This window comes from Chitinispirillales bacterium ANBcel5, from assembly GCA_029688955.1.
Lineage (GTDB): Bacteria > Fibrobacterota > Chitinivibrionia > Chitinivibrionales > Chitinispirillaceae > Cellulosispirillum > Cellulosispirillum alkaliphilum.
Map to the genome: position 1 here is coordinate 1 of JARUKZ010000047.1, position 23,005 is coordinate 23,005.

The window sequence follows — 23,005 nt, forward strand, 5'->3', positions numbered from 1 at the left end:
AATTATAATAGTTTAAACCATCAGTATTACACCCACTATCTTTAAGTGCGTAATATATGTTTGCAGTTCTGGTATCAAATGGTATTTTTTATAAAATTTAATGAAATTTCACCCTTTTTTCGGGAGCAACCTGATCCATGCACATTTCAGAAATTCTGAATAATAACAAGATAAGCTTTAGTTTTGAATTTTTCCCGCCCAAAGACAATACTGCATCCGAAAAACTGTTTAAAACCATCAAAGAACTTAATTCTCTTAAACCTGCTTATGTAAGCGTTACCTATGGAGCAGGGGGAACCACAAGGGACCTAACCCATGATCTTGTACTTCGGATTCAACGTGAAACCAGCCTCACAGTGGTGAGTCATCTGACTTGTGTCGGTACATCTGAAGCACTCGTTGAAAACCTCCTCAATGATTATCAAAACAACGGAATCAATAATATTATGGTTTTAAGGGGTGATAACCCCAAAGGAGAACCTTGCAGTGATACAAAACAGGATTTTGCGTATGCAAAAGACCTTGTCTCCTATATACGAAAAAACTTTCCATCAATGGGGATTGGAGTAGCCGGATACCCTGAGGGGCACCCGGGAACACCTAACCGTCTTAAGGAGATTGAGTACCTGAAGGCAAAGGTTGATGCCGGAGCAGACTATATCTGTACACAACTGTTCTTTGATAATAATGATTTTTATGATTTTTGTGAACGATGTGAATTGGCAGGTATCGACGTTCCAATCCTTGCCGGCATTATGCCTATCACCTCACAAAAAGGGATGCATCGAATGGCAGAGCTTGCTTCTGGAACCAGATATCCGGCAAAGTTGCTCAAGGCCCTTTCAAGAGCTGAGGATGACAGCGGTTTTGAGAAGGTAGGAATACACTGGGCAACAGAGCAGGTGCTTGATCTGATTGATCATGGGGTTAAAGGAATACACTTCTATACACTTAACCGCTCCAAAGCGACCTTAAAAATATACGACTCTCTTGGAGTAAGAAGCTCTGCAGGATTGGTGAAATAGGGATGAAAGAGAATTCTTCAGCAAGCAGCAGATTTCTTGAAGGAATTGCTGAGATCAGCAGAGCTATAATGGATCAGAACTATATTGATGATCTTCTAAATTTGATAGTTTCTGTTACAGCAAATATTACCAGCTCAAAGGTTTGCTCGATTCTGCTCTTGGACAGAAAAAAAAATGAGCTCATTTTGCGGGCATACCAGTCAAAATGGGGTAAATACAATCAGCGCTCAAACACTGCCCTTGGAGAAGGGATAGCAGGAAGAGTAGCACAGAGCAACACACCAATCAAAGTTTTGGATGTGCGCAAAGACCCCCGCTTCATAAACAAAGCTATAGCTGTAGAGGATGGGCTCGTTTCTCTGCTCTCTGTGCCGATGAGCGTTGAAGGTGAGGTGGTTGGGGTAATAAACTGCTATACATCAAAAATGTATGATTTTTCTGTGGAAGAGATAAATATGCTCACCACTGTAGCGACACAAGCCTCTGTAGTAATTAAAAATACAGAACTGCGAGTTATGAAAGAGGTTGTTGAGCGAGAGCTTGAACAGAGAAAAATAATTGAGCGGGCTAAAGAGATATTAATGGATAAAAAGAAGATTAGTGGCAAGGAAGCTTTTGAGAAGATGCGGTCCCAAAGTATGAACAGCCGCATTTCCATGGTCAAAATTGCAGAGTCGATTATTCTTGCATCTTCATTTGACTGAAAACGCAGCATAGATTAATTTATAACACTGGTACTACAAAGGTGTGGTACAAAAAATAAAGAGGATCAAAGTTGATGCCCCGTCACCATAGCTATATGGAGATGCGGGCTTTTTTTATATAGTCTATAGTTCCCTCTCTTTTAAGGAGTTAGTGTATGTCTTTTAGTGTTGAAGCATTTATTGAAAAATTAAAAGCAAAAAATCCCAGTGAAACAGAGTTTCACCAGGCTGCTGAAGAAGTAATCCACTCCGTTTATCCTTACATCCAACGCAACCCTGTTTACCTTGAGCAAAATATACTTGAACGTATGGTTGAGCCCGAACGCATTATAATGTTTAAGGTTCCATGGTTGGATAAAACGGGTAAAATTCAGGTAAACCGTGGGTACCGTATCGAAATGAACAGTGCTATTGGTCCTTATAAGGGCGGGATGCGCTTTCACCCATCTGTTAACCTGGGGATCCTTAAATTTCTTGCATTCGAACAGGTATTTAAAAATTCCCTTACTACTCTGCCCCTTGGTGGTGGAAAGGGTGGTGCTGATTTTGACCCTAAAGGTAAAACAGACGCGGAAGTAATGTCTTTCTGCCAATCATTCATGAGTGAGCTGTATCGCCATATTGGGCCTAACACCGATGTACCAGCCGGGGATATAGGAGTAGGGGCAAGAGAAGTTGGGTACATGTTTGGAATGTATAAAAAGTTAAAGAATGAGTTTACAGGAGTTTTTACGGGTAAAGGAAGAGACTGGGGTGGAAGCCTTATTCGTCCTGAAGCAACAGGGTATGGTTTGGTTTATTTCTGTGAAGAGATGCTAAAAACCCGTAATGAAAGCTTTGATGGAAAATCTGTTGCATTAAGTGGTAGCGGAAATGTAGCTCAGTTTGCTACAGAAAAAGCGACTATGCTTGGAGCAAAGGTAGTTACCCTTTCTGATTCAAGCGGCACGATCTATGATCCTGAAGGTATAAACGAGGAAAAACTTGCATTCATTCAAGAGCTCAAGAATGTTAGAAGAGGCCGCATTAAAGAGTATGCTGAAGAGTTTAAATGTGAGTATTTTGAAGGCAAACGCCCATGGAGTGTTAAATGTGATATTGCCCTTCCTTGTGCAACTCAGAATGAACTCAATGAAGATGAAGCCAAAGCACTTGTTTCTAACGGCTGTATCTGCGTTGGTGAGGGGGCAAATATGCCAAGTACTCCAGGAGCCGTCAAAACTTTTATTGATAACAAGCTCCTCTTTGGCCCTGGAAAAGCAGCGAATGCTGGTGGTGTTGCAACCAGTGGTCTTGAAATGACACAAAACAGCATGCGCCTGAGCTGGAGCCGGGAAGAAGTAGACCAAAAACTCAGTACCATAATGAAAGATATACACCAGCAGTGTGTTAATTATGGTAAAGATAACGATTTTATAAACTACGTAAATGGGGCCAACATCGGTGGTTTTGTTAAAGTAGCAGATTCAATGATTGCTCAGGGTTGTGTTTAAAACAGATACTTTCTTTGGATGCAACAGGATCATTCCTGTTGCATCTGATTTTTCCTGTAAGAGGATTCTTTCATTGCTTTTAAATAAAACGATTCATGCCTTTGGGCTAGTCTAGTAAGATTAAAATTTTCGAGCACAAACTCTCTTCCACACTTCCCAAAGGACTTTTTCAAACTCTCATTAAATAACAGATTAGTTACTTTATGAGCTAAACCTTCAATATCCCCATAATCACAAACATAACCACTTTTATTTACTTTAAGTGCTTCAGATACTCCTCCTACATCGTAGGCTACTACCGGCCTTTGCATGGCCTGGGACTCCAAAACTACTCTTGGAAACCCTTCCGAACGGCTTGGAAGTACCAGTATATCGCTTCTGTTGTACCAATCCCGTAATTGTTTAGCATTACACTCCCCTACAAAAAACACTCTATTTTCTAAACCATTTGCGGTAATTTGCTCTTTAAGAAAGGAAACAAATTCAGAAGAATCCAAGCGACCGGCAAAAACCATATTTGTATTCACTTCCCGTTTTTTTAGTATTCCAAGAAGATGAATCATATCGCCGTGTCCCTTATTGGGTGAAATTCTGGCTGGTAAAAAAATTACAGAGCCATCGATCTTTTTATCGACTTCTTTTGCATTATCCGTGTAATAAAATTCAGTATCAACAGCATCATAAACTGGTACAAATTTTCTCTTAAGGTACTTCGGTAACTTAACCGAAGATACTCCTGAAATACCTGCGGCATCACGAATCTGCTCCCGGACAGAAGAGTGCTGAAACCTACTGTTATTAAAATGATTAATATAGATATAGGGAATTTTCTTATTGATTGAAATATCGATTACCTGACTTGTATCCTCCCCACCCATTGAGTGTAAAACGATTAAATCCACAGGGTGCGTTTCCAGAATCCTGTTACAGACAGAAGGGGCATTTATGGCCTGTATTCCTATATTTGCTATACGATATTTTCTGCGATATTTAGTCAAAATTTTTTCAAGAAAAGGATTGTAAAGAATGGAATTTCTGACAACTTGTTTCACTACCTGTTTATAATGATTCGAACGCTTATTTTTATTCAGACTATTCCAGTTTGTTCTTTCAAAAGTAGGTTTTAAAGCAACCTTTATTAGTGTTCCTTTTCCGATAAACTCAGTTCGCTCTTCATTGGGCTTTATATCATTTGAAAGATGCATTTGAATAATGGTCATTTTGTTTCGGCAGAGAAGAATTTTGTTTAAATTTTGAAGGTACTCCTCTACCCCACCACCCTGTTCAAATGAATGAGAAAACCTAAGTAAAGTAATTCCATCAAGTGAGTTTTTTTTCATCTGTTCCTCTTTTACTCCAAGTACGCCCATAATGAAAATGCAAAAATTATACCTAATAAGCCTCAACTGTACTCAGGTACAGTTTTTGAGATGCAGTTAATGCAGCATAGAATTCTTGTCAAAAAAAAACGTATATACAACCATTATCATAAGGAGCAAAGTATGAAACTGCTACATGCATGCACCAGAGGAAATTTAGGTTTGGCCAAAGAGCTTATCTGTGCAGGAGAAAATATAAATATAACCGATAAAAGCGGGAGAACTGCACTTATTGAAGCTGCATGGAGTGGTAACACAGAATTGGTTACATTACTTCTGGAAAACGCAGCCGAGGTAAATTCTGCTGACCGATCAGGATTTACAGCATTGATGCGAGCAGCAGAGGAGGGGTACGAACCAATAGTAAACATCTTGATCAGAAACGGGGCTGATGTAAATTGCTGCGGCAAGGTGAGAGGAACTACACCATTAATGCTGGCTGCTGAGAATGGTAATATAAGAGTAATCCAAAAGTTGCTTAAAGCAGGAGCAAAGATCAATACCATGGATCTATACGAGGAAACCGCTTTAGCCAAAGCATACAGAACAAATCAACTAAAGGCGATTGAATATCTCGAAGCAAGTGGTGGGCGCGGAAAACCAGAGCGCAGCAGCTATTCGATGCCCGATCGGGAGATAAGAACTATTCCAAGATCTGCTCTGCAACAATTCAAATCCACCTCTTTAGAATCAGATATTATTGATGATGACATTGAAGGTTTGGAGTAATAAGTGAGAAAGATAGTAAACACCACACTCATCCTCCCAGTATCTCACTGTGAAGATCATACATCTTTTCTTTCATCCGGGAGGATGAGTTAGCATAGCAGTACACGCAATCATATAAACAGGTGTTATATTTTCCAATATCTTTTGACTTTATACAGTTGCAATTTTTCCTCTGCCCTGTATCCTTTAATCCAGAGCGAAACTTATAACCAGTAAACAGATCCACCGGGGTGTCTTCACACAAAAAATTCATTAATTTTGTATCACCATTGAATTCTTTAACTATAAGTTGCTCATCCACGCACTTACCGTTTGGTATCCCCACTTCATTATAATTATTTTCTTCGGCACAGGTAAACAGATCAATATTCCATTCCTTAGACATCTGTAAGATAGCCTTTAGTATTACATCCCTTTTCTCTCGAGATATTTCATCTAATATAACGCCCCTCTTCTTACATCTATTTATAACTTTTTGGTAAGGGGTCAAAAAACTTACCGTCAGCCGGGAAGTGTACTGTGAAATTGTTTTACCGATTCGGCTAACCCGTTCAAGCAATTCATCAATATCTATCTTATCAGATATGATTAGGGGATCAAATCTCCAAAGCACTCTCCCAGGGCCGATCCGTTCACTCAGGGATACAAAAGTATCTATTCTCTCCATTAGAGGTGGGAGCTGCGGTTCGTAATTTTCAGCCTCATAATCATTCAATGTGAAGTGAAAATAGTAATTCAATCCTCTCTTTTCCAACTCCTCCAGATGGTTTGTGAACGGTGCAGGATATTTGGACCAAAAGACGAATAACCTGCATTCACGAAATGATACATACTGTTCTTTACCATTAAATGGATTAACCCATTTAGCATATCCGGCACTTAGCCTGTTGAAGAACCAGTCAGAATGGTGAGCAGGCAGATCGGTCGAGCGACTGGCAGAAATAATAAGCGGTGCAATTGCTTCTACATTTTGACCAGATTTATTCTGTATGAGTACTTTATCTAATTGTTTTTGCCCCAAAGCTTCCCCTCCCACTAACAACTATCTTCATTTCGTTTTAAAAGGGTTTTTGTTGTACAGCACTAAACAGTAAAATACTTATTGTAAGGCAATTTTTCAGCACCTGAAAATTCTCAAGCAGTTTTCACATTCCCTCTCTCTATTCTCTAAGAATAGGTTGTAAATAGCTAAATCGAGTAAGCTGTGAGGATGAGGGTTGCCCCTCACCTCATAAGCCTCTCACACCACCGTACGCACCTGTTGGTATACGGCGGTTTCTTCAAATTTCAAACGTTTATAGTTATCCAATAAATTAAACAGGCCGATATTATAAAACCATTTGTTGTTCATTGCTTTATGAGCCTGTGGGGTAGCGGATAATCGCCACCACCCTTTACCAGACAGTGCCATTATCCAGCATTGCCATTCAGGGTATTTTTCTGCTCCTGAGGAAGCGTACTATACCAATGACTCTTTTACACTGCTTCAATCTAAAGCAACGAAGGCGACATTGTAACCAACTCGTTAGTTTTCAATCGTCCTCTCATCTCAGCATACCTGAAGTAATGCATCCATCCCCGAAGTACAGTGTTGAGTTCTGTAATAAGGCAGGCTATATCCGGAATTCCCAACCTTGATATTCTCTGAAAAACAGTATCCACAGTACATCAGGGCTCATTATAGTGTTCTGAATTCAGGCGAAATCTGTGCAAGCAAATCTATATCACCAACCGTTAAGAAAATTATATCGGTAAAAGCACAAAGATTTGCATATCCGCTCGCTCTATTTTTGATGATCTCTATAACCCGATTTATACCTTCTGCCATGGCGTTTGTCAGTTTCGATTCAATAAATGGTAAAATCCGTTGTGCGTGTCGTTTAAGCATTTTGGCAAGGTCCTTGATTGGCTCCAAGCAGCATCGCATTGCCGACGTATTCATCCCTTGAAAAAAGATTCGGCTGAACACATATAGATGTATTCCCAAAATGCTTCAAACTCATCCTTTGGTATCCATGCACGCCAGATCCGTCGATTCAATTTCTTCAACTCGTTTAGTCTGTGGGTATCGGCTTTGCTGCGATTTCGGGATGAAAAAACAGCATCCAACGAAGCCCTTTGAGCGCCTTTTTGTCTGAGCGTTGCGCTTCACGCCAGAACCTCATCCACAGCACTGTTAAGGGCTTTAACGACGTGAAATCTATTGATTACCAATAACACCTGGGGGCACCAGTGCTCGATTGCTCCAATATATGCTTTGCTCATATCGCAAGTTGCAAATCTAATCTTGCTACGCTGAAGCTCAGTGAGTGCTGTGCTGAAAAACTCATCTATGGCCTCTCAGCCTTTACCCTGGCCGCCCCACACAACACAGCCCCGATCAAGATTATAGACTATTGTAGCGTGTTTATGACCCTTGCAATACGATATCTCATCTATGCCCAACGTATCGATTCCTAAATGTGGTGACCTTCTCGCAGCCGTGCTATTGAACGATGCAGCAAATCCGAAAACGTTGATTTGGGAACATGCAGTATCTCTGATGCGGCCTTTTGAGTCATAAGCTGTGCCAGTTTTAACACCATGTATTCCAACCGGTACGTTATACGAGAATGGGCGCTGCCCTAATGCCTGCCACTGAGTGTCTGTGGCGAGGGATACAAAAACTTGATACTGCTGTAGACATGTATATGATATTTACCGGAGCTGGCCCGCCTGATATTCGAAAATCATATACTGAAGCAATGTTTTTCGATGACTCATTTCCATAAGGGTACGGAGATAAGTGTGGGCAAGGATGAGCCTCTGGGAGAAGGGTAACTCGTTCAGTTGCTTTTGTTGAAAGAGTAGTGTTTGGGTTGGCGTTTCTGACACCCGTTTTGCCATTTCAGATGGCTCGGCAAACCAATCAGATACCCACTTTTGGGTCACAGATAATTGCGACAGCCCCTTCAGGTGACGATTTCAGGGTTTTTCATAGTCCGGTAATCACTGCTGTTAGCTCGGCTATCGGTCACGGATGGCAAATAATGGCCATCTGAGACCGGCGGAACTATTAAGGACGGTGTCCCGAAGGGTTCCGCCCATCTCAGATGTGCTTAAAATGCTCTCATGTATCATTTCTTATAACCTGTTTCTACAATAAACTTAGCTATCGTAACAGAAATGGCGCCTCGAGGTGTGGTTAATCGTTCTTCCGGGGATCATTAGCGAAGACTGTACGGGCAAACCCAACTATATCGCCGATTAAATCCACGGTCCTTATACTTCGATGCGATGAAGGTTCAGTGTTAACAGCCTTTCTCTCTCTATTGCCGTATCAGCGATTCGGTTATAGAGATCCCACGACTCATCAATCGCCTTTTAAATGAGTGCTGTATCGAAACCACCCTCGTTTTAACTGATTAGACCTGTTTGAATAGCAGTACTATTCCGTAGTGGTTGCATGTAGTAAAAAAACACCTATTGAAGGAACTCTCTGTCCCGTAGCGACACAACAGTAATAGCTTGCATGATAAGTACTAAAATATCTCGTCCCTGCAGGATCAACGGTTTAGCAGTTTTAAACGAGGATTACCAAGTGACTCACAAACAATGGTCAATAAGGATAATCGAGTAAGCTGTGAGGATGAGGGTTGACCCTCAGCCTCATAAGCGACGGGCCTCTTGTACTTAGTAGTACTACCCATCACCCGCAAAGCTGCCTCTTTACTTACAACAAAGATACGAAGATCGTCTGCATACCGTACAAAAGTATGTCCGCGACGCTCAAGTTCCTTATCCAGCTCATCAAGCACTATGTTTGATAAAAGCGGGGATAAGGGGCCTCCTGCATGGCACACAAAAAACGGCAGTGAGTATTTTCACCGCCGTTTACGAAGATTTTAAGAAAATAAGTTAGTAGTTTCGCTGCTTAGAATGTCTTTGTAAGCGATAGTCCAAAAGTTCTTTGATCGGTCGCATATAATGCCCTCTGCTCAGGTTCAGCCATCTGCTGCCATCTGAGTGTGTTAATAGCGTTTAGATCATTATCTACTCCCAAAAGATCATATCCATATAGTGATATATGATATCCATTAGATAGGTTTACATGAATACTTGCGTTCAGTCTTTTCGCCACTCTACGCATGAAGTAATCTTTAAAACTTTGGTCTTCATCTCTTCCCTTCTCAAAATCCCAGTAATTAAAACCTTCGTCTTCTGCATAGAGCGATTCTCTTCCCCTCAATCCCCAAAATAGTCGTAAATTACTATGAAGAGTAAGCCAGTTAGTCGGGGTAAAAGTTACAAATGCTTTAGTAACATTGGTACTTAGATTCAGAAAATGTTGACCATCAGCCGTAATCCCATCACGAACATTATTTACCTCAATGGTGTCATATTTTCCTTCAACAGCAACGGGATAGTAATGCCATCTTCCATCAACTTGAATTGAATCATACCATCCAGCACTGTCCTTATTTACATGCGGTAACTCAAACTCGAAGGATTGTTCATTTACCGATGTTCTTACCGGTCGCTGGAATGTATGATTTACTCCCAAGTCAAACATTCCGGTTTCATATCTTACATCTAAGTCTAAATTAAAATAGCTGTAACTTCCTGCGTCCACCACCCTAAACAAGGTTTGTGACCACCCAAACAGATCTGTTGCCCAGTTCATTGACATAGATGGTGCAAGAGTAAGTGCATCAACATTACCAACATAGGCTAGTTCAAGCGACCTTACCTTTTCTGGTCTAAGGTCATGAAGTATGGATTCATCTGGTATAGGAGGCAGAATATCAGTAGTTACTCCTGGTGGCTCATACGGCCTCTCAAAGGAGATATCTGATCTAACTTGTCCATCTTCGTAAAAATGCCATCTGTTGTACTCATAATTATCAACGCTTCCATTGTTAGAAGCTGTCTGATAAATTAACTTAATTGAATGATCATATGAGGGATTATATATTGCTGCAAATTTTGGATTAATCATTGTTGCCCTTGTATGCGCATCAAAACGTAACCCATGGTGAAGACCAAACCAATCAGTTACATCATAAAAACCTTCATAGAAAGCAGAAATGGTATTGTAGTTTATTTCAGACACTATAGGATGTTTTGAATTTTGAGCTTTTTCATTCAGCCCATATTTGTCATTACCCACCATATCAAGCCGGTACTCAAGTCCAGATGCAAGCTGAAGATTGTGAACCTGTCTTAGTAAAAACATTGTTCCTAAAGTAAGTCTTCTTTCACCAAAGGTCTCATCAATATATCCCTCACGGGAGGAATAATAATCAGATTCATAGCCAAGTCTCCTCTCAGTACCTATTCTGGTAGTATTTACATCGAAGCCGGCCTTAAACTGAAGTTCATTTGCCCCCATATCCAAATTATAAGAAGCCTGAGAGGTAATGTTTTCTGTAAAATACTGCCTCCTGTTCGTTCTCCAGGATTCAGTCTGACTCCAAAACGGGTCAGTTGGCTCCACCATCCTGCCATTTACTTCCCGTGAAGGAGCATCTTCTGGCGGTGCACCCATAATTTCCGGCCATGGATCAAGGATAAACCATCCACCAGCGTTTTCTTTCTGGCGAGTATAGCGAAAATAGAATTCAAATGCATCATTACTTACATCACCGGAAACCATCCAGTTACCATCTGTAGCTCCATAATTTCCATCAGAAGGCACTCCATCTTTTTCTGTGGCAATCCAATTGGGATAGGGCCAGGAAGCTTTTCCGTAAATTGTTGAAGCATGTGCCGGTAAACCATCAGATCTTTTAAATCCTGCGAAAAATGATATATTGGTACCCGACTCGGTTACAGAATGAAGGTTAGCCTGAAAATTTTGCGTACCAATGGTATTTCCTGAAATCATAATAGTATTGTCACTGTCTTCAGCTTTTTTTGTCACGACATTTATAATACCAGCAATAGCTCCGGAACCGTACACAAGACCTGCAGGTCCTCTTAGGACCTCAATTCGTTCAATATCATTTAAAAATCCTAATACCGTTTCGCTTAAAAATCCGTCCCGTGCCTGAGTATTCATTTTATGCCCATTAACCAAATATATAATTTTAGTATTGCGGTCTAAAGCAACACCCCGCATGCCCCAAAGCGTTCCGTTCCACTTATTAAACATATACTGAAACCCTGGTACAAAAATCTCAAGGGCTTCAGACATTGTACGTGCACCAGAAACACTTAACTGATCACTGGTAATTATAGTCATACTTAAAGGTGATCTGCTAAGATCAAGCTCCAGGAAGGATCCCGATGTAAGTTCAATGGAAAAGATATCATGAAGCGATAAACCTTCAAATACGTTATCATCAGAAACTTGAGAAGCACTCAAGACCACGGCAGTCATTAAAACTGCAATACATGTTATTTTGATTTTTTTCATCTACAACTCCTCTGCAAGTAAGGTCACTAACATCGTCACAAACTATTTAACTATTCGATCAACACCGTCCAACGCCTCCTCTGTAATTTTAGATTTCAGATGTTTATAATTAACTATTAAGTAAACAGCAAGCGGAGGTTGTACTCTATAACCTTGTGCAACCCAATTATTATCCATAATATTGAACACCATTTCGGCTGCTTGTGTTCCTAGTGCAATATGATCCGGCAGCACAGCAAAAGATCCTAAATTAATCTGGGGATCGACAAGTATTTCTACACCTACTACCACCGGGATATCATATCGCCGTACAGCAGGGATCCATACCCTTCTTAAAAGATCGGGGTGTAACAATCTGTTGTCATTTGGAATCCACAGAGCATCAACTTTATCTTCTTCAATGAGATCTCGTATTCTGTTTCTAAGTGTTCTTCTCAGGTTACTCTCATTATTTGGTATTTTAACATCAATAAGCTCAATCCCCTCGTTGGAACAATACGCTCTGTTTTCTTCAACAAAATCATGTAAAAATTCCCTGTATATAACCCCTACTCTTTTCATTGGTTCAGAAAGGACTGCTCTCAAATTAACAAGACTTGTCACAAGCGGTATCTCATAAGAAATACCAGTGGCGTTTTTGATCTCAGAAATTGCATCACCAACCATCACCCCCATCAAAGACACTGATGGAAGAGGATTTTCAATATCAAAGTTGTTTAGATACTCCCTATAAAGTGTGATAACCTGATTATCCATCAAAACTAACAGCTTTGGATTGTGCTCTTCAATAATATCAGATAAACCATTTACATTAGTATTGCCTGAAACTATTATATCTACCACATTAAGTTCAAAGCTTAGTTCATCATCAAGTCCGCGAAAAACCTCTTCAAAATTATCTCCATCCTGCCTTAAAACAAGCACAGTTTCATTAGCTATCACTGACAAACTCATAATCAGCAACAAAGTAATAATTTTACTATAAACATTTTTTGTAATATAGGTAGTACGAGTTAATTTGTTATTTATCTCCATGAGTCTACTCCAAACAATTCTGAGGTGTTTTTATCCATATTTCCCACTGCCTGCAGTATACCTGATGTGCTCGCATCTCCTTTAGTTGCAAATGCCACAATACCCTGAGGCGGACCAGGAGTTTTGATTACCGAGAACTCTATATTCGATGTTGTTTCAAAATATTCTATATTGTTCTCTTCAATTAATACAGCATCAGCCATATTAAATGTCAGTAAGGGAAGAAGATCCTCAACTCTGGTAACTCTGGAAATATTAGTAGAGCGATTTAACAGCACTTCTGAAAAAGATACCATTTCTCTTCTGCCCAAAAAATCAAGAACCCCGATTGTTGTATTTTGATCTATGGTATTGTTGTTGAAATTTTCATCAGCTGATAACAGAACATACTGTTGTTTACTATTCCCATTTCTTAATCCACTAATTCTTTCTTTATACTCAATTTGTGCCAATAAGGGTGTTTTAACTAATACAACTTCCGGCTCATCAGAATTTACCCGTGAAATAAAATCTCTGTATCTTCCAAAAACCATTACTTCAGCGCCGTCAAATATTTCCTGAAGTTGGCTCTGTATTACCTGTGGTCGTGCTGTTGTTGGAACGTAAACATATAACTTTTCTGATGGATATACTACAAAAAACAAAGTAATAAGTAATAACCCAAACCTCGCAAGTAGTAATTCCGTTTTTTGATCAACAGTGACCTTTTCTCGTTGATAGTCAACTCGTTTTGATTTTTTGTTCATTCTGATATCCGTACATTTTTACAATGTGAAATTATCCTTTAAGCTTAAATATCACAATTATAGCCCCATGTTCATTTTCTAACAATATTTACTTTATCCTTTGGGTATTTTTATATAGAATGTAGTTCCTTTACCAATAGCTGAAGTAATAGTAATTTCACCATCAAGTGACTTTACCTTTTCATAAACTATATCCATTCCCATTCCCCTTCCAGAAATATCACTGATTTTTTCTGAAGTAGAAACTCCAGGTTTAAATATCAAATTCAAGCATTCGTTTTCACTATAATTTTTAACATCATCATTTTTTACAATACCCTTTTGAACACAGGTTTCGACTAATTTTTCGGTATCTATTCCCTTCCCGTCATCGGATACTGTAATTTCCCGTATTTCTTTTTTTACGTTATATATAAGTTGTATTTTTCCTTTTCCTTTGCCCAATTCTTCTCTCACTTCGGGGTTTTCAATCCCATGATCAACGCAGTTTCGGAATAAATGAATCAAAATATCATCAATATCATTCAGTTCATCAGATGAGTAGATCATTCTTTCATCTTTCACTGTAAATTCTACATTTTTATGAGTTTTTCTAGCAGTTTTCTGGCAGATTTTCTGATACTTCCTTACTAACTCTTTTAGTGGCTTCCAGGACAACCTTTCACACTCATAAATAAGTGCTTTGACATTTTTCGGTACTTTCTCCTGACTGATTGACTCGCATATTTCATTAATAGAATCTACTCTTGATACAGGTACTTTTATTGTAAATTGATCGTCTTTACCGAAAATCATCCTTATCTTTTTGTGTACTTCTTCGATTTGAACCTCAATATTTTTTACCATTTCCATCAAATTCAGTAATATATCACTTTTTCTTATTTCTGCAGGTGCTCTTAGTTGCTCAAGCATACTTTCTGCTACATGTGCATATTCTGATAACATATCGAAACCATAAGTTCCCCCATTTCCCTTAATGGTATGTAAGTTTCTGTACAGTTTATTTATATCCTCATCAGTGATCACATAAGGTATTGCAGAAGGATAGTCTTTTCTTTCTTTAATAGAAGAATTTAAATGCTTTTGTATCATTTCCTTACTTTTTTCCAGACGTGTAGTAGTATCTTCCATGAATTCAGCTATTTCATCAGGAGAGGTATTGGTTATGCTTAATATCATCTTAACCTCGTTTTCGTGTGCTGCCCTCTCTTTTTTCATCTGTATTTCTCTAAGATGTTTTTCTGTCTCGTCCATTGCAAGTATCATGATTTTGCTAAGTTTACCTTCTTTATCATATATTTTTTGATAAGAAATTGATACATATTCCTGCTCAGATTGTTCAGATGCAACCAGCTCAAGTTCATGTACCGGAGCAAGGCGCACTAATTTTTTCCACTTATTTACATTGTGGCGTTTTTTTACAAGAGCAAGCCATTTTTTAAATGAATCATTCTCTTTACTATCAAGTCGCAACAACTCATTTACACTATGAGATGATATATCCTCAACCTTTAAAATTTCATTCGCTCTTGCTGAATATTCCTTGTTAACCGTGCCGTCCAAATTGATTGTAAAAAGCCCCTGATCGATATTGTTAAGAATGTCATTAACCTGTTGCATTTTCTCATCTATTAAATCCTGCAGGTGATCAGTATATTTTTTAATGGTAGATCGCATTATTTCAAAATGTCTTGCTAAGTTTCCGATTTCATCATTACTTTCTGAAACTATAGAATGATCATATTCTCCGTTAGAGATAATTCTGGTTGATTCTACAAGTGAATCAATTGGACGGGTTATCTGGGATGCCAGATGCTTTGTTGTTATAAATCCAGCAGCAAGTGATAATAAACACAATGCGATAAGGAATAATATTATTCTGATTCGTGATCTGTTTCCTTCAGCTACTGCTGATTCTATTGAGGCCCGTATACTTTCTGTGGAAAATCCGTATCTTATATATCCAAGTACTTCCCCATGTGATTCTACAGGTGCTGCGAATTCGATAATTTCCATATTTTCATGCAAAAACTCCCTGTCAGACGCTTCATTCAATCCCGATACCCACACTGACATGCTGTCTTCCATGGGATCCCTTGATTGTGGAAATCCCTCTGGATTTTCGCAGCTGGCATACACCCAGGGAACTCTTGAATTATCCATATATATTCCATATTGTATATCTTCATCCTGTAACACCGTTGATGAAACCAGTGCTTGTATAGCCATAAACGCGTTATCTTCTGCCATACCGGTTAAGGCTATACTGTTGTTATTTACTAATATTCTTCCTTTAGCGAAAAGTGAATTTCTGATTGATGTAGTAGTATTTTCTATTTCCGTATTCATATGAATCATATTAAGAATAGTGACCACAGAGAGGGTTACAACAAAAATCATGGTAATTAAAACCATAAAATTAATGATAAGTTTTCGCTTAATACTTACAAATTCAGCCATGTGTTCCTCATACTTCTGAATATATTTTCTCCAACATTCTCTATACTGAGAGCAAGAGTATTTATTATACCAGACCAGAGGGTGCATGTCAAAGCAAATAAGTCTTCTAAATCCTATTTTTTTGTTAATCTACTATTTAGTCTTTGTAATCTGTTGATATATATATATATATATATATATAAGATTAATTGTATATATGACCACACAGAGCACTCGAACTATTGATCACCATTTATAGTACCTTTGATTTGGATGTACTTAACTACATCAGTAATGATTGGACATACTCAGGATGAAAGTTATATTTTAAGTAATAAAGACTGTGAGAGAATTTGCATGCCTAAAACTGCGTTAATAATCAATCCCTATATTCACGATTTTAAATTATATGATGAATGGATGCATCCCATTGGCCTTTATCTGCTTAAAGCTTTGCTACAAGAATCGGGCTATGAGACTCTTTTTTTCAACTGCCTGGAGCGTGATTCAAAAAAAACAGGTAAGTACAACACCGCAAAGTTTCGGTTTAAAGAGATAAAAAAGCCAACTCTCTATAAAAACATTAACCGAAAATTTAAACGATACGGTGTTTCAGGTAGTAGTTTCTTCTACTTTTTATCTCAACAAAACGAGCCCGATTTAATTTTCATTGGCAGCATGATGACTTACTGGCTCTCTGGAGTTAGTGAAACAATCCAAATTGTAAGAAAAGTATTTCCACACTCAAAGATTATTGTGGGAGGCATTGGAGCGAGGCTTTTTTCCTCCCATTTAGAACTCAAACACCCTGATTGTATGATTTTAAAAGACATTGGCGAGTTATACAGTAGTATTCATTTGAAGAAGGGTATTGAAATTAATAAGCTTTCATTAATCTCTGGGTTTTCGTGTTTAAAGAATGCATTTCACGCTCCCATTCTTACAACTCTCGGCTGCCCTTTTTCGTGCAGCTACTGTGCATCTTCTTTACTGCAACCTAACTTTTGGAAAAGAAGTTCAAATCTGGTTATTCATGAAATTGACTTTATGTCAAAACAGTTTGGAGTAGTAGATTTTGCCTTTTTTGATGATGCCCTTCTTGTGAAAGGATCTGATACTCTTTGTGCCATAAATAGGTATTGTAAAACTATATCCTCTCAATTTCGTTTTCATACACCCAATGGACTCCATATAAAATACATAGATCAGGAAAAATCTGACCTTATGTTTTCAATGGGCTTTAAAACAATTCGCCTGGGATATGAAACCGGAAGTACTAAGTATAGAAACCACACCGATTCAAAAGCTTCTAAACAGTCGATTACTGATAGGATTACTGTATTAAAGTCATCAGGGTTCAGGAAACAAAATATTGGTGTTTACATTATGGGTGGACTTGAAGGCCAGAATGCAGAAGAGTTGATCAGTGAATTGAACTTTGTTGCCTCACTTGGGGTAAAGGTTAAGCCGGTATTTCTTTCCCCGGTCCCTGGAACCAGAATCTTTGAGCACTATGCAAAATCATTCCCTCAGATCAGGATTAATCCTCTTTGGCATAATGATACCTTCTTTATCACACAACTACCAGGCTGGAGTAACGATATTATTGACAATATAAAAAAGACTGCAAATAAATTAAACCAATCCTAACAGGCTAATTTCTCGTAAAACGTAACTTGATATTCCAATTTAATTTGGGGGTTAATTTTCCACCTTGCCAACCTACATCAAGTACCTGCGAAAGCTGTAAACTACGCCAATCAAACTCATGTAATAAACTTACACCGATGTATTGGGTTAAAAGATCACCAAATCCAGAGACATTGGAGCTCTGGGAATTATCGCCCTCATCATTTTCATATATTGTTATATTATCTTCTATCCAGGAAGTAGGCCCAATCCAAAATCCTCTTCTTATCTTATACAGCGTTCTTAAATTTAAGTACACTCCGAAGTTATCCCGTTTACCATACGATTCAATAACATCCACCAAATCTTCTATATAATATGCAAATTCATTTGATTGTTGATGCCAATTATTAATATATATTCTCAGCTTTTCCTCAAAGCCGGTAGTATCGATAAAAAAGATAGCCTGTTTTAACCGTGTGGTGAAGTTACTTTGAAATCTCCAGTTTGATGTACCATCTTTACGGTAATTTGCTTCCATTCGGGCCATTACTCCGCCACCAAACATTTTGTTATTATAAATACGGGCCGTTAAACCAATATCAAAAAACAGATAGTTTCCTATAGCCGATTTTTCTTCTCCAAGAGGAGATCCCCCAACATAGAAAAAAGGACTCTCATAGGTACCAAATCCAAGAAACCCGTTGCCTATAGTTTTACCTATGTCAGTGGAATACAATCCCAGTCTATATGCCCCTGATTGGTAGCCGATATCAAAGCTCTTTCTATGAAGCTTTCTCATATCCGCTTTTCTTACCCGTTTATTGGCCTCCTCCACATGGAAGTATATCTGCTGTTTTGCAGTATTGCCAAAAGGATCAGTTGCTTTTAACAAGAATGTATGGAATCCTTCCCGATCGGTTGGAAGAGTGAAACTTCCGTTTTCCAAACTGTAGCTTTCTCCAAATGCATCATATACCTCGATAAGCAAGGGGTCATTATCTTCATCATAAACAACCGGCCGGTATTGGGCAAATTGGTTGAGATAATATCGATTGCTTGTAAGGCTGCTTAGAAACACGGGTGGACGATTCTCAATAACAGTTAGCTCTCTTATTACTTCATACTCTAAAGTGTCTATTCTAAAATGAAATATGATAGTATGAATTCCAGGATCAATGGGTCGTATTTTCAGCAATCCATCTCCAGTAGTATCGTTACTTCTATAATGTGTTTGTGCATCACCGGTAATATTCAACAATTCTACAGAATGATCATTTTCACTCCACCCCATCATCAGATCCGGCCATTTATAAACGTGTCCCTGAATGAGAGTATCTAAAGGTAACCTAAGGTCCAAATTAACCGTGCGGAATAGATCCTGAGGTGTTATAACCCCTAACTGTACCTCTTTTCTGGTTTCAGCTCCGAGCGGATCCCGTACAAAAAAATCAAAGGTGATAGTAGTATCTCTGTTAAAAAATGGAACATTCCATGTAATTTCCCCTGTGCTTTCATTAAGCTCCAGCTCATCGGGAGCATTCAATACTTTCACCTCTAATTCATTTAGAGTATGTTCGGCATCTGAAATTGATGGAGTATACTGAAATATCGTTCCTGAAATCACTGGTTCATTTACAGTAACATCCAAATGGGGAGCGGTGTTTTGGATAACACTCAGTGTACAAATAATGGATTTTGATTGCCCTCTGCTGTTTTCCACCGAAATTGTTATAGGATAGGAACCACTTTGTTGAGGAACACCACTTATTGTATGATTTTGCCTGTCCCAGTGAAGCCCTTCGGGAAGATTGGATGAAACACTGTAACTAAGCATTCCAGATGGTTCTGCAGGATCGACCGCCCATATTGTCCAGGAAAAAGATTGCCCAAGAAAGTTCCTTTGAGGTGGTGCTTTTGTTATTATTTCCAACTCACCATCACTCTCCCTTAGCGGTATTACATTTACAAAACTAAGCTCATTGAGTAACTGCCGAGGTGCAATCAGCGTCATGTGAGTACCCTCGAATCGCACAACCAATTCTCTTTGTGAAGGAGTGCTACCAAAGTAATCCTCAAAAATCTTCAGCAGTTCCCGACCAAGAGTATAGGCCTTTTTCTCATCCCCGTCCCTTAGCTGCCCGGCTCTTGAATCCCAAACTTGACTTCGAGCTCTTGCCTTAAGTGTTAAAAGAGGTATCTCTCTTAACCTGGAGAGTATCCCTAAGCTCTGCATTGTTTGCCAAACATCAGCATCTATTAATACCGCTCTATCGCTGAAACGAATTATATCCCCCTGAGAGATGCCTCTGTTAATGTCACGTATGTAAAAAATGGGTTGTCCCTGGGCCGCAAGCCTGTCAGCGAAATCAGAAGCAAGAGGCTCTTCCTGAAAAGGGATAATACCTACATGGCTAAGATACCCACTACCATAGACCTCAAAAACAGCAGTTACAAACAACGTACACAGTATTATTTGTGTTTTAGAAAGCCACCCATTGAAAAGTTTGCAACTGATATAAGAGATAAAAGTATTCAAAACCCTCTTCTTTCTTTTGTCCATTGCCTGAATTCTTTTTGCATTCTGACCGTATTTTCTTCCTCACCATAGTCGATTCTATTATTTACGGTGAACCATTCGTTTTCAGAAGAGCTCCACATTATGTCGCCAAAACGGTATGTTACTACTGAGCTATGACCTTTGGTACTAAAGGAAGTATATCGGTTACCTTCATGTACTATAACTGTTACTACCCCCTCATCGCTGAGGGCTTCTATATACGTTCTGTCTCCATCATCAGTAACAATTATCTTGTGCCCACTTAAACCAAACGCAGGCACATATGACTGAGCTTCTTTAGAGTAATCATCTGGATAGGTTTCTATCCACTCTGCCAGTATTTTCCAGTAGACATCCCGCTGGGCCTCTTCAAGCTTAGCCCTATCCATATTAATAAGGGGCACTAAAAACAGAAAAAACAGGACAAAAATCACCACCATAATCGAGAGGGCATCCTCCATTGAAATGGGATTACCCATGTCAAATTTTTGTCGCCTACCTCTATTCATTTTTACTCTCCAGATTTGGCACAGTTGAAGTGATCCCCTGAAGTTTTTGACTTATAAATTGCCTGTACTCATTTTCATACTCTATAAGTGTAGAAAACTTGTTTGCAAGGTCCTTTTCAAAAGGAATGATACTGTTTATGAGAGTGGAGGTATTTTCTACATGTTCAGCAAGATTTCTAATCTGCTCATCTATAGCAAGTTGTAATGATGTTACCTTTTCAGAAAATTCTTTTTGCATCTTAATTAAATAGTCGGTAGATTTTTTCTCAACATATTTCTTCTTAACCCATGGTTGCAGGTGAATAACACACCAATCATCAAGGTTGTTATTTGCCATTTCGTATTGATCCAGAGTCTTACTAAGTATTTGTATTGTAATTAGTTCAATAAAGATTGAAAGTGCAGTAGCAAAAAGGGTTGTAAGAATCGCATACGCATCACCATCAATTGCTTTCACTATATCGTTTATGAATTGAAATTCTCCATCACTACCTTGAAGCGAAAGCATCGCCTGTTTCATTGGTTCAAAGGTCATCAGGAGTCCAATAAGTGTACCCAAAAAACCAAGTTTTAGAGTCATGCGGTTTACTAAATTGTGAAACCCCAGTACTTTTGATGAGTTTTGGTCCCTTCGCAAGGCCGAGTTTTCAATTACCCTGTCAAAGCCATCAGTTTCACCCTGCTGCCCAAGTTTAATTAGCCTGAGTATACTCTCCCGTGTATCACTATAGGGTACGTGATTTAGAAGCTTGTTTTCAAGCATATAAAGATCAGGTTCATTACCAAATTTCTGTAAAACAGAAATAGTCTTTTCAGCCTTTTTTGTCCTTAAGCCGATATTTATTAACTGAAACAGAGCACCAAACTGACCGGCAACAAACAATATCAATAATGACCAGAGAAATATATCTGTATACCAGGTAGGCTCAAAATAAAAGAATCCAAGTGTTGCACCAGCAATCAAGGGAATGGGTAAAAGTAAAGCCATAAGCGCAACTTTCAGACAATCCTTAAAGTGCTTACCAGCCATACTTAGTATAGAATAGTCATTACTGATCCCCTGGGGTCTAATAGTATTCATAGTAACTCCTGCCCGTCTCTCTTCAGATTTAATCTCAACCTTGCCTTTAATCCAATATTATATCTGTTTAAATCTATGTAGTTAAAATGGAGCCTGAAAACATCCAGACTAATCGGTATTTCGTAATCACTTCCGGAAAAAAACGTAGTGCCCAGTTGTGGCATATCGATCGTAACTCCTGGTATGTAAACATTACCTGATTTGACCAGAGTAGCTCCCCAGGTACCAAAACCCGTTGGAAGGTCATTAATACTAAATTTTAAAACCGGATAGAGATAATTATCCTTATCAATCGTCATTACAACACCGAATTTTGAGAACTTGAAATGAAAATTGTGTACAAAATTAACCCTGTTCTGAGTATCTAATTCCCAGCTATTTAATGTAAGTGCAGATGATTCAACTTCACCATCCATGATTTCCGTTATATCACTTTCTAACCAGAAGTACTGGGGAAGAATAGTGGAAAGACGTTTCATTTCATATCTTACAAAAGGTACTCCCAAACTAAGAGAAAAAGTCGATCTGTAATACCTGTTTTTATTCAGTTCTTTAAGATGGTCGGTGGTATGTCCACGATGCCAATAGTGTCCAAAACCAGCTCCTATGTAAAAGTATAGAAAACTGGTCATCACATCCCATTTAAGCGAATTTCTAATCACATTTATCCTACTACCAACAGATTCAAGTTGGTAAGAGACAAACAACCCTGTTTCCCAGGATCCAAAGTCAAGCATCCTATGTAACCTGGTCTGCAGATCAATTTGTGAATCAAACAGCGTATCCCAAACCGGCCGTAAGTCACTGTCTTCTGGGGTGCTGGGTTCTTTTCGCGTGTCGAATCCTGCAGGGGTGTCGAAAAATTTTGGATATTGTTCGGTGAATCGCTTGCTTTTATCTTCAGAAATAACCTTGTATTGTGTCCCGTTACGAAAAAGTAGTAAAACCGGTTTTTCATAAGTAGTATCTAAACACAACGCATACTCAACACCCAATTCCACTGAACGACCAACTCTTATCCCAAACTCATTTAGTATATCTTCATTATTTAGTATTTTAGGACTACACAGAGCCTTTGCTCCCTGTGGAAAAAGCAATAAAGTTAGAAAAATTAAGCCTATTTTATATACAAAATATGAAGATAATTTAGATGAAGCGTTGTTATTCTCTTTTTTAACCAAGTTGTTTTATCCTTAATTATTCCAAAACTTTGTTAACCATATGGGTGATAGTAGCTATAAAATGAATCAAACAATTGGATGCGTCAAGCTCAAGATCC

19 protein-coding genes are annotated in these 23,005 nt (G+C 38.7%); 6 read left to right on the forward strand and 13 right to left on the reverse strand.

Annotated elements, in window-relative coordinates; genetic code table 11:
• Window positions 1-137: 137 nt before the first annotated feature.
• From metF to gdhA, 3 genes are all read left to right on the forward strand, one after another.
• Window positions 138-1,025, forward strand: coding sequence for a methylenetetrahydrofolate reductase [NAD(P)H] (gene metF / locus QA601_16900; GenBank protein ID MDG5816778.1), 888 nt, complete (start codon window positions 138-140; stop codon window positions 1,023-1,025).
• Window positions 1,026-1,027: 2 nt separating this feature from the next.
• Window positions 1,028-1,729, forward strand: a complete 702-nt coding sequence (locus QA601_16905; protein MDG5816779.1) for a GAF domain-containing protein — start codon at window positions 1,028-1,030, stop codon at window positions 1,727-1,729.
• Between the two features lie 155 nt (window positions 1,730-1,884).
• On the forward strand, window positions 1,885-3,222 hold the full coding sequence (gdhA, locus tag QA601_16910; protein ID MDG5816780.1) for an NADP-specific glutamate dehydrogenase: 1,338 nt from the start codon (window positions 1,885-1,887) through the stop codon (window positions 3,220-3,222).
• Between the two features lie 29 nt (window positions 3,223-3,251).
• On the opposite strand, the gene QA601_16915 is transcribed toward gdhA, so the two are convergent.
• The gene (locus tag QA601_16915) at window positions 3,252-4,562 is read right to left on the reverse strand and encodes a glycosyltransferase family 4 protein (GenBank protein MDG5816781.1); all 1,311 of its coding nucleotides are present in this window, start codon (window positions 4,560-4,562) and stop codon (window positions 3,252-3,254) included.
• A gap of 162 nt (window positions 4,563-4,724) precedes the next feature.
• On the opposite strand from QA601_16915, the gene QA601_16920 reads away from it, so the two are divergent.
• Window positions 4,725-5,330: an ankyrin repeat domain-containing protein gene (locus QA601_16920; GenBank protein ID MDG5816782.1), complete on the forward strand. Its 606-nt coding sequence runs from the start codon at window positions 4,725-4,727 to the stop codon at window positions 5,328-5,330.
• Between the two features lie 28 nt (window positions 5,331-5,358).
• Here the strand turns inward: QA601_16920 and QA601_16925 are convergent, their stop codons facing one another.
• The 3 genes from QA601_16925 to QA601_16935 all read right to left on the reverse strand — a co-directional run bounded on the left by QA601_16925 (window position 5,359) and on the right by QA601_16935 (window position 7,299).
• Window positions 5,359-6,351, reverse strand: coding sequence for a DUF1848 domain-containing protein (locus QA601_16925; GenBank protein MDG5816783.1), 993 nt, complete (start codon window positions 6,349-6,351; stop codon window positions 5,359-5,361).
• 470 nt (window positions 6,352-6,821) lie between these two features.
• Complete coding sequence (locus QA601_16930) at window positions 6,822-6,992, reverse strand: group II intron maturase-specific domain-containing protein (GenBank protein ID MDG5816784.1); 171 nt, start codon at window positions 6,990-6,992, stop codon at window positions 6,822-6,824.
• A 16-nt stretch (window positions 6,993-7,008) separates the two neighbouring features.
• Complete coding sequence (locus QA601_16935) at window positions 7,009-7,299, reverse strand: transposase (protein ID MDG5816785.1); 291 nt, start codon at window positions 7,297-7,299, stop codon at window positions 7,009-7,011.
• Window positions 7,300-8,188: 889 nt separating this feature from the next.
• Between QA601_16935 and QA601_16940 the strand changes: the two genes are divergently transcribed.
• Window positions 8,189-8,371, forward strand: a complete 183-nt coding sequence (locus QA601_16940) for a hypothetical protein (protein MDG5816786.1) — start codon at window positions 8,189-8,191, stop codon at window positions 8,369-8,371.
• 504 nt (window positions 8,372-8,875) lie between these two features.
• Here the strand turns inward: QA601_16940 and QA601_16945 are convergent.
• From QA601_16945 to QA601_16965, 5 genes are all read right to left on the reverse strand, one after another.
• Entirely contained in the window at window positions 8,876-9,172 is a 297-nt protein-coding gene (locus tag QA601_16945) for a reverse transcriptase domain-containing protein (GenBank protein ID MDG5816787.1), read from the reverse strand.
• A 71-nt stretch (window positions 9,173-9,243) separates the two neighbouring features.
• Window positions 9,244-11,727: a TonB-dependent receptor plug domain-containing protein gene (locus QA601_16950; GenBank protein ID MDG5816788.1), complete on the reverse strand. Its 2,484-nt coding sequence runs from the start codon at window positions 11,725-11,727 to the stop codon at window positions 9,244-9,246.
• Window positions 11,728-11,769: 42 nt separating this feature from the next.
• On the reverse strand, window positions 11,770-12,762 hold the full coding sequence (locus QA601_16955; GenBank protein MDG5816789.1) for a hypothetical protein: 993 nt from the start codon (window positions 12,760-12,762) through the stop codon (window positions 11,770-11,772).
• Window positions 12,753-13,508 carry a hypothetical protein gene (locus QA601_16960; GenBank protein MDG5816790.1) on the reverse strand — a complete coding sequence of 252 codons (756 nt, stop codon included), beginning with the start codon at window positions 13,506-13,508 and terminating at the stop codon, window positions 12,753-12,755. Before QA601_16960 ends, QA601_16955 begins: the two co-directional genes overlap by 10 nt.
• Window positions 13,509-13,601: 93 nt before the next feature.
• Complete coding sequence (locus QA601_16965) at window positions 13,602-15,857, reverse strand: ATP-binding protein (protein ID MDG5816791.1); 2,256 nt, start codon at window positions 15,855-15,857, stop codon at window positions 13,602-13,604.
• Between the two features lie 447 nt (window positions 15,858-16,304).
• Here QA601_16965 and QA601_16970 point away from each other — a divergent pair, with 447 nt between their 5' ends.
• On the forward strand, window positions 16,305-17,597 hold the full coding sequence (locus tag QA601_16970) for a B12-binding domain-containing radical SAM protein (protein ID MDG5816792.1): 1,293 nt from the start codon (window positions 16,305-16,307) through the stop codon (window positions 17,595-17,597).
• 4 nt (window positions 17,598-17,601) lie between these two features.
• Here QA601_16970 and QA601_16975 read toward each other — a convergent pair whose 3' ends face one another.
• Genes QA601_16975 through QA601_16990 form a run of 4 tightly spaced genes read right to left on the reverse strand, consistent with a single transcriptional unit; the run spans window position 17,602 to window position 22,907 of the window.
• On the reverse strand, window positions 17,602-20,139 hold the full coding sequence (locus QA601_16975) for an Ig domain-containing protein (GenBank protein ID MDG5816793.1): 2,538 nt from the start codon (window positions 20,137-20,139) through the stop codon (window positions 17,602-17,604).
• Window positions 20,112-20,645, reverse strand: coding sequence for a hypothetical protein (locus QA601_16980; GenBank protein ID MDG5816794.1), 534 nt, complete (start codon window positions 20,643-20,645; stop codon window positions 20,112-20,114). The genes QA601_16975 and QA601_16980 overlap by 28 nt, the downstream gene beginning before the upstream one ends.
• Window positions 20,638-21,726, reverse strand: coding sequence for a hypothetical protein (locus QA601_16985; protein ID MDG5816795.1), 1,089 nt, complete (start codon window positions 21,724-21,726; stop codon window positions 20,638-20,640). Before QA601_16985 ends, QA601_16980 begins: the two co-directional genes overlap by 8 nt.
• The gene (locus tag QA601_16990; GenBank protein ID MDG5816796.1) at window positions 21,723-22,907 is read right to left on the reverse strand and encodes a hypothetical protein; all 1,185 of its coding nucleotides are present in this window, start codon (window positions 22,905-22,907) and stop codon (window positions 21,723-21,725) included. Before QA601_16990 ends, QA601_16985 begins: the two co-directional genes overlap by 4 nt.
• Between the last annotated feature and the right edge of the window lie 98 nt (window positions 22,908-23,005).

Bases quoted from the DNA above. Each gene is read 5' to 3' on its own strand.
- metF (MDG5816778.1), top strand. From the start codon at position 138: ATGCACATTTCAGAAATTCTGAATAATAACAAGATAAGCTTTAGTTTT.
- QA601_16905 (MDG5816779.1), top strand. From the start codon at position 1,028: ATGAAAGAGAATTCTTCAGCAAGCAGCAGATTTCTTGAAGGAATTGCT.
- gdhA (MDG5816780.1), top strand. From the start codon at position 1,885: ATGTCTTTTAGTGTTGAAGCATTTATTGAAAAATTAAAAGCAAAAAAT.
- QA601_16915 (MDG5816781.1), bottom strand. From the start codon at position 4,562: ATGAAAAAAAACTCACTTGATGGAATTACTTTACTTAGGTTTTCTCAT.
- QA601_16920 (MDG5816782.1), top strand. From the start codon at position 4,725: ATGAAACTGCTACATGCATGCACCAGAGGAAATTTAGGTTTGGCCAAA.
- QA601_16950 (MDG5816788.1), bottom strand. From the start codon at position 11,727: ATGAAAAAAATCAAAATAACATGTATTGCAGTTTTAATGACTGCCGTG.
- QA601_16955 (MDG5816789.1), bottom strand. From the start codon at position 12,762: ATGGAGATAAATAACAAATTAACTCGTACTACCTATATTACAAAAAAT.
- QA601_16960 (MDG5816790.1), bottom strand. From the start codon at position 13,508: ATGAACAAAAAATCAAAACGAGTTGACTATCAACGAGAAAAGGTCACT.
- QA601_16965 (MDG5816791.1), bottom strand. From the start codon at position 15,857: ATGAATACGGAAATAGAAAATACTACTACATCAATCAGAAATTCACTT.
- QA601_16970 (MDG5816792.1), top strand. From the start codon at position 16,305: ATGCCTAAAACTGCGTTAATAATCAATCCCTATATTCACGATTTTAAA.
- QA601_16975 (MDG5816793.1), bottom strand. From the start codon at position 20,139: ATGGACAAAAGAAAGAAGAGGGTTTTGAATACTTTTATCTCTTATATC.
- QA601_16980 (MDG5816794.1), bottom strand. From the start codon at position 20,645: ATGAATAGAGGTAGGCGACAAAAATTTGACATGGGTAATCCCATTTCA.
- QA601_16985 (MDG5816795.1), bottom strand. From the start codon at position 21,726: ATGAATACTATTAGACCCCAGGGGATCAGTAATGACTATTCTATACTA.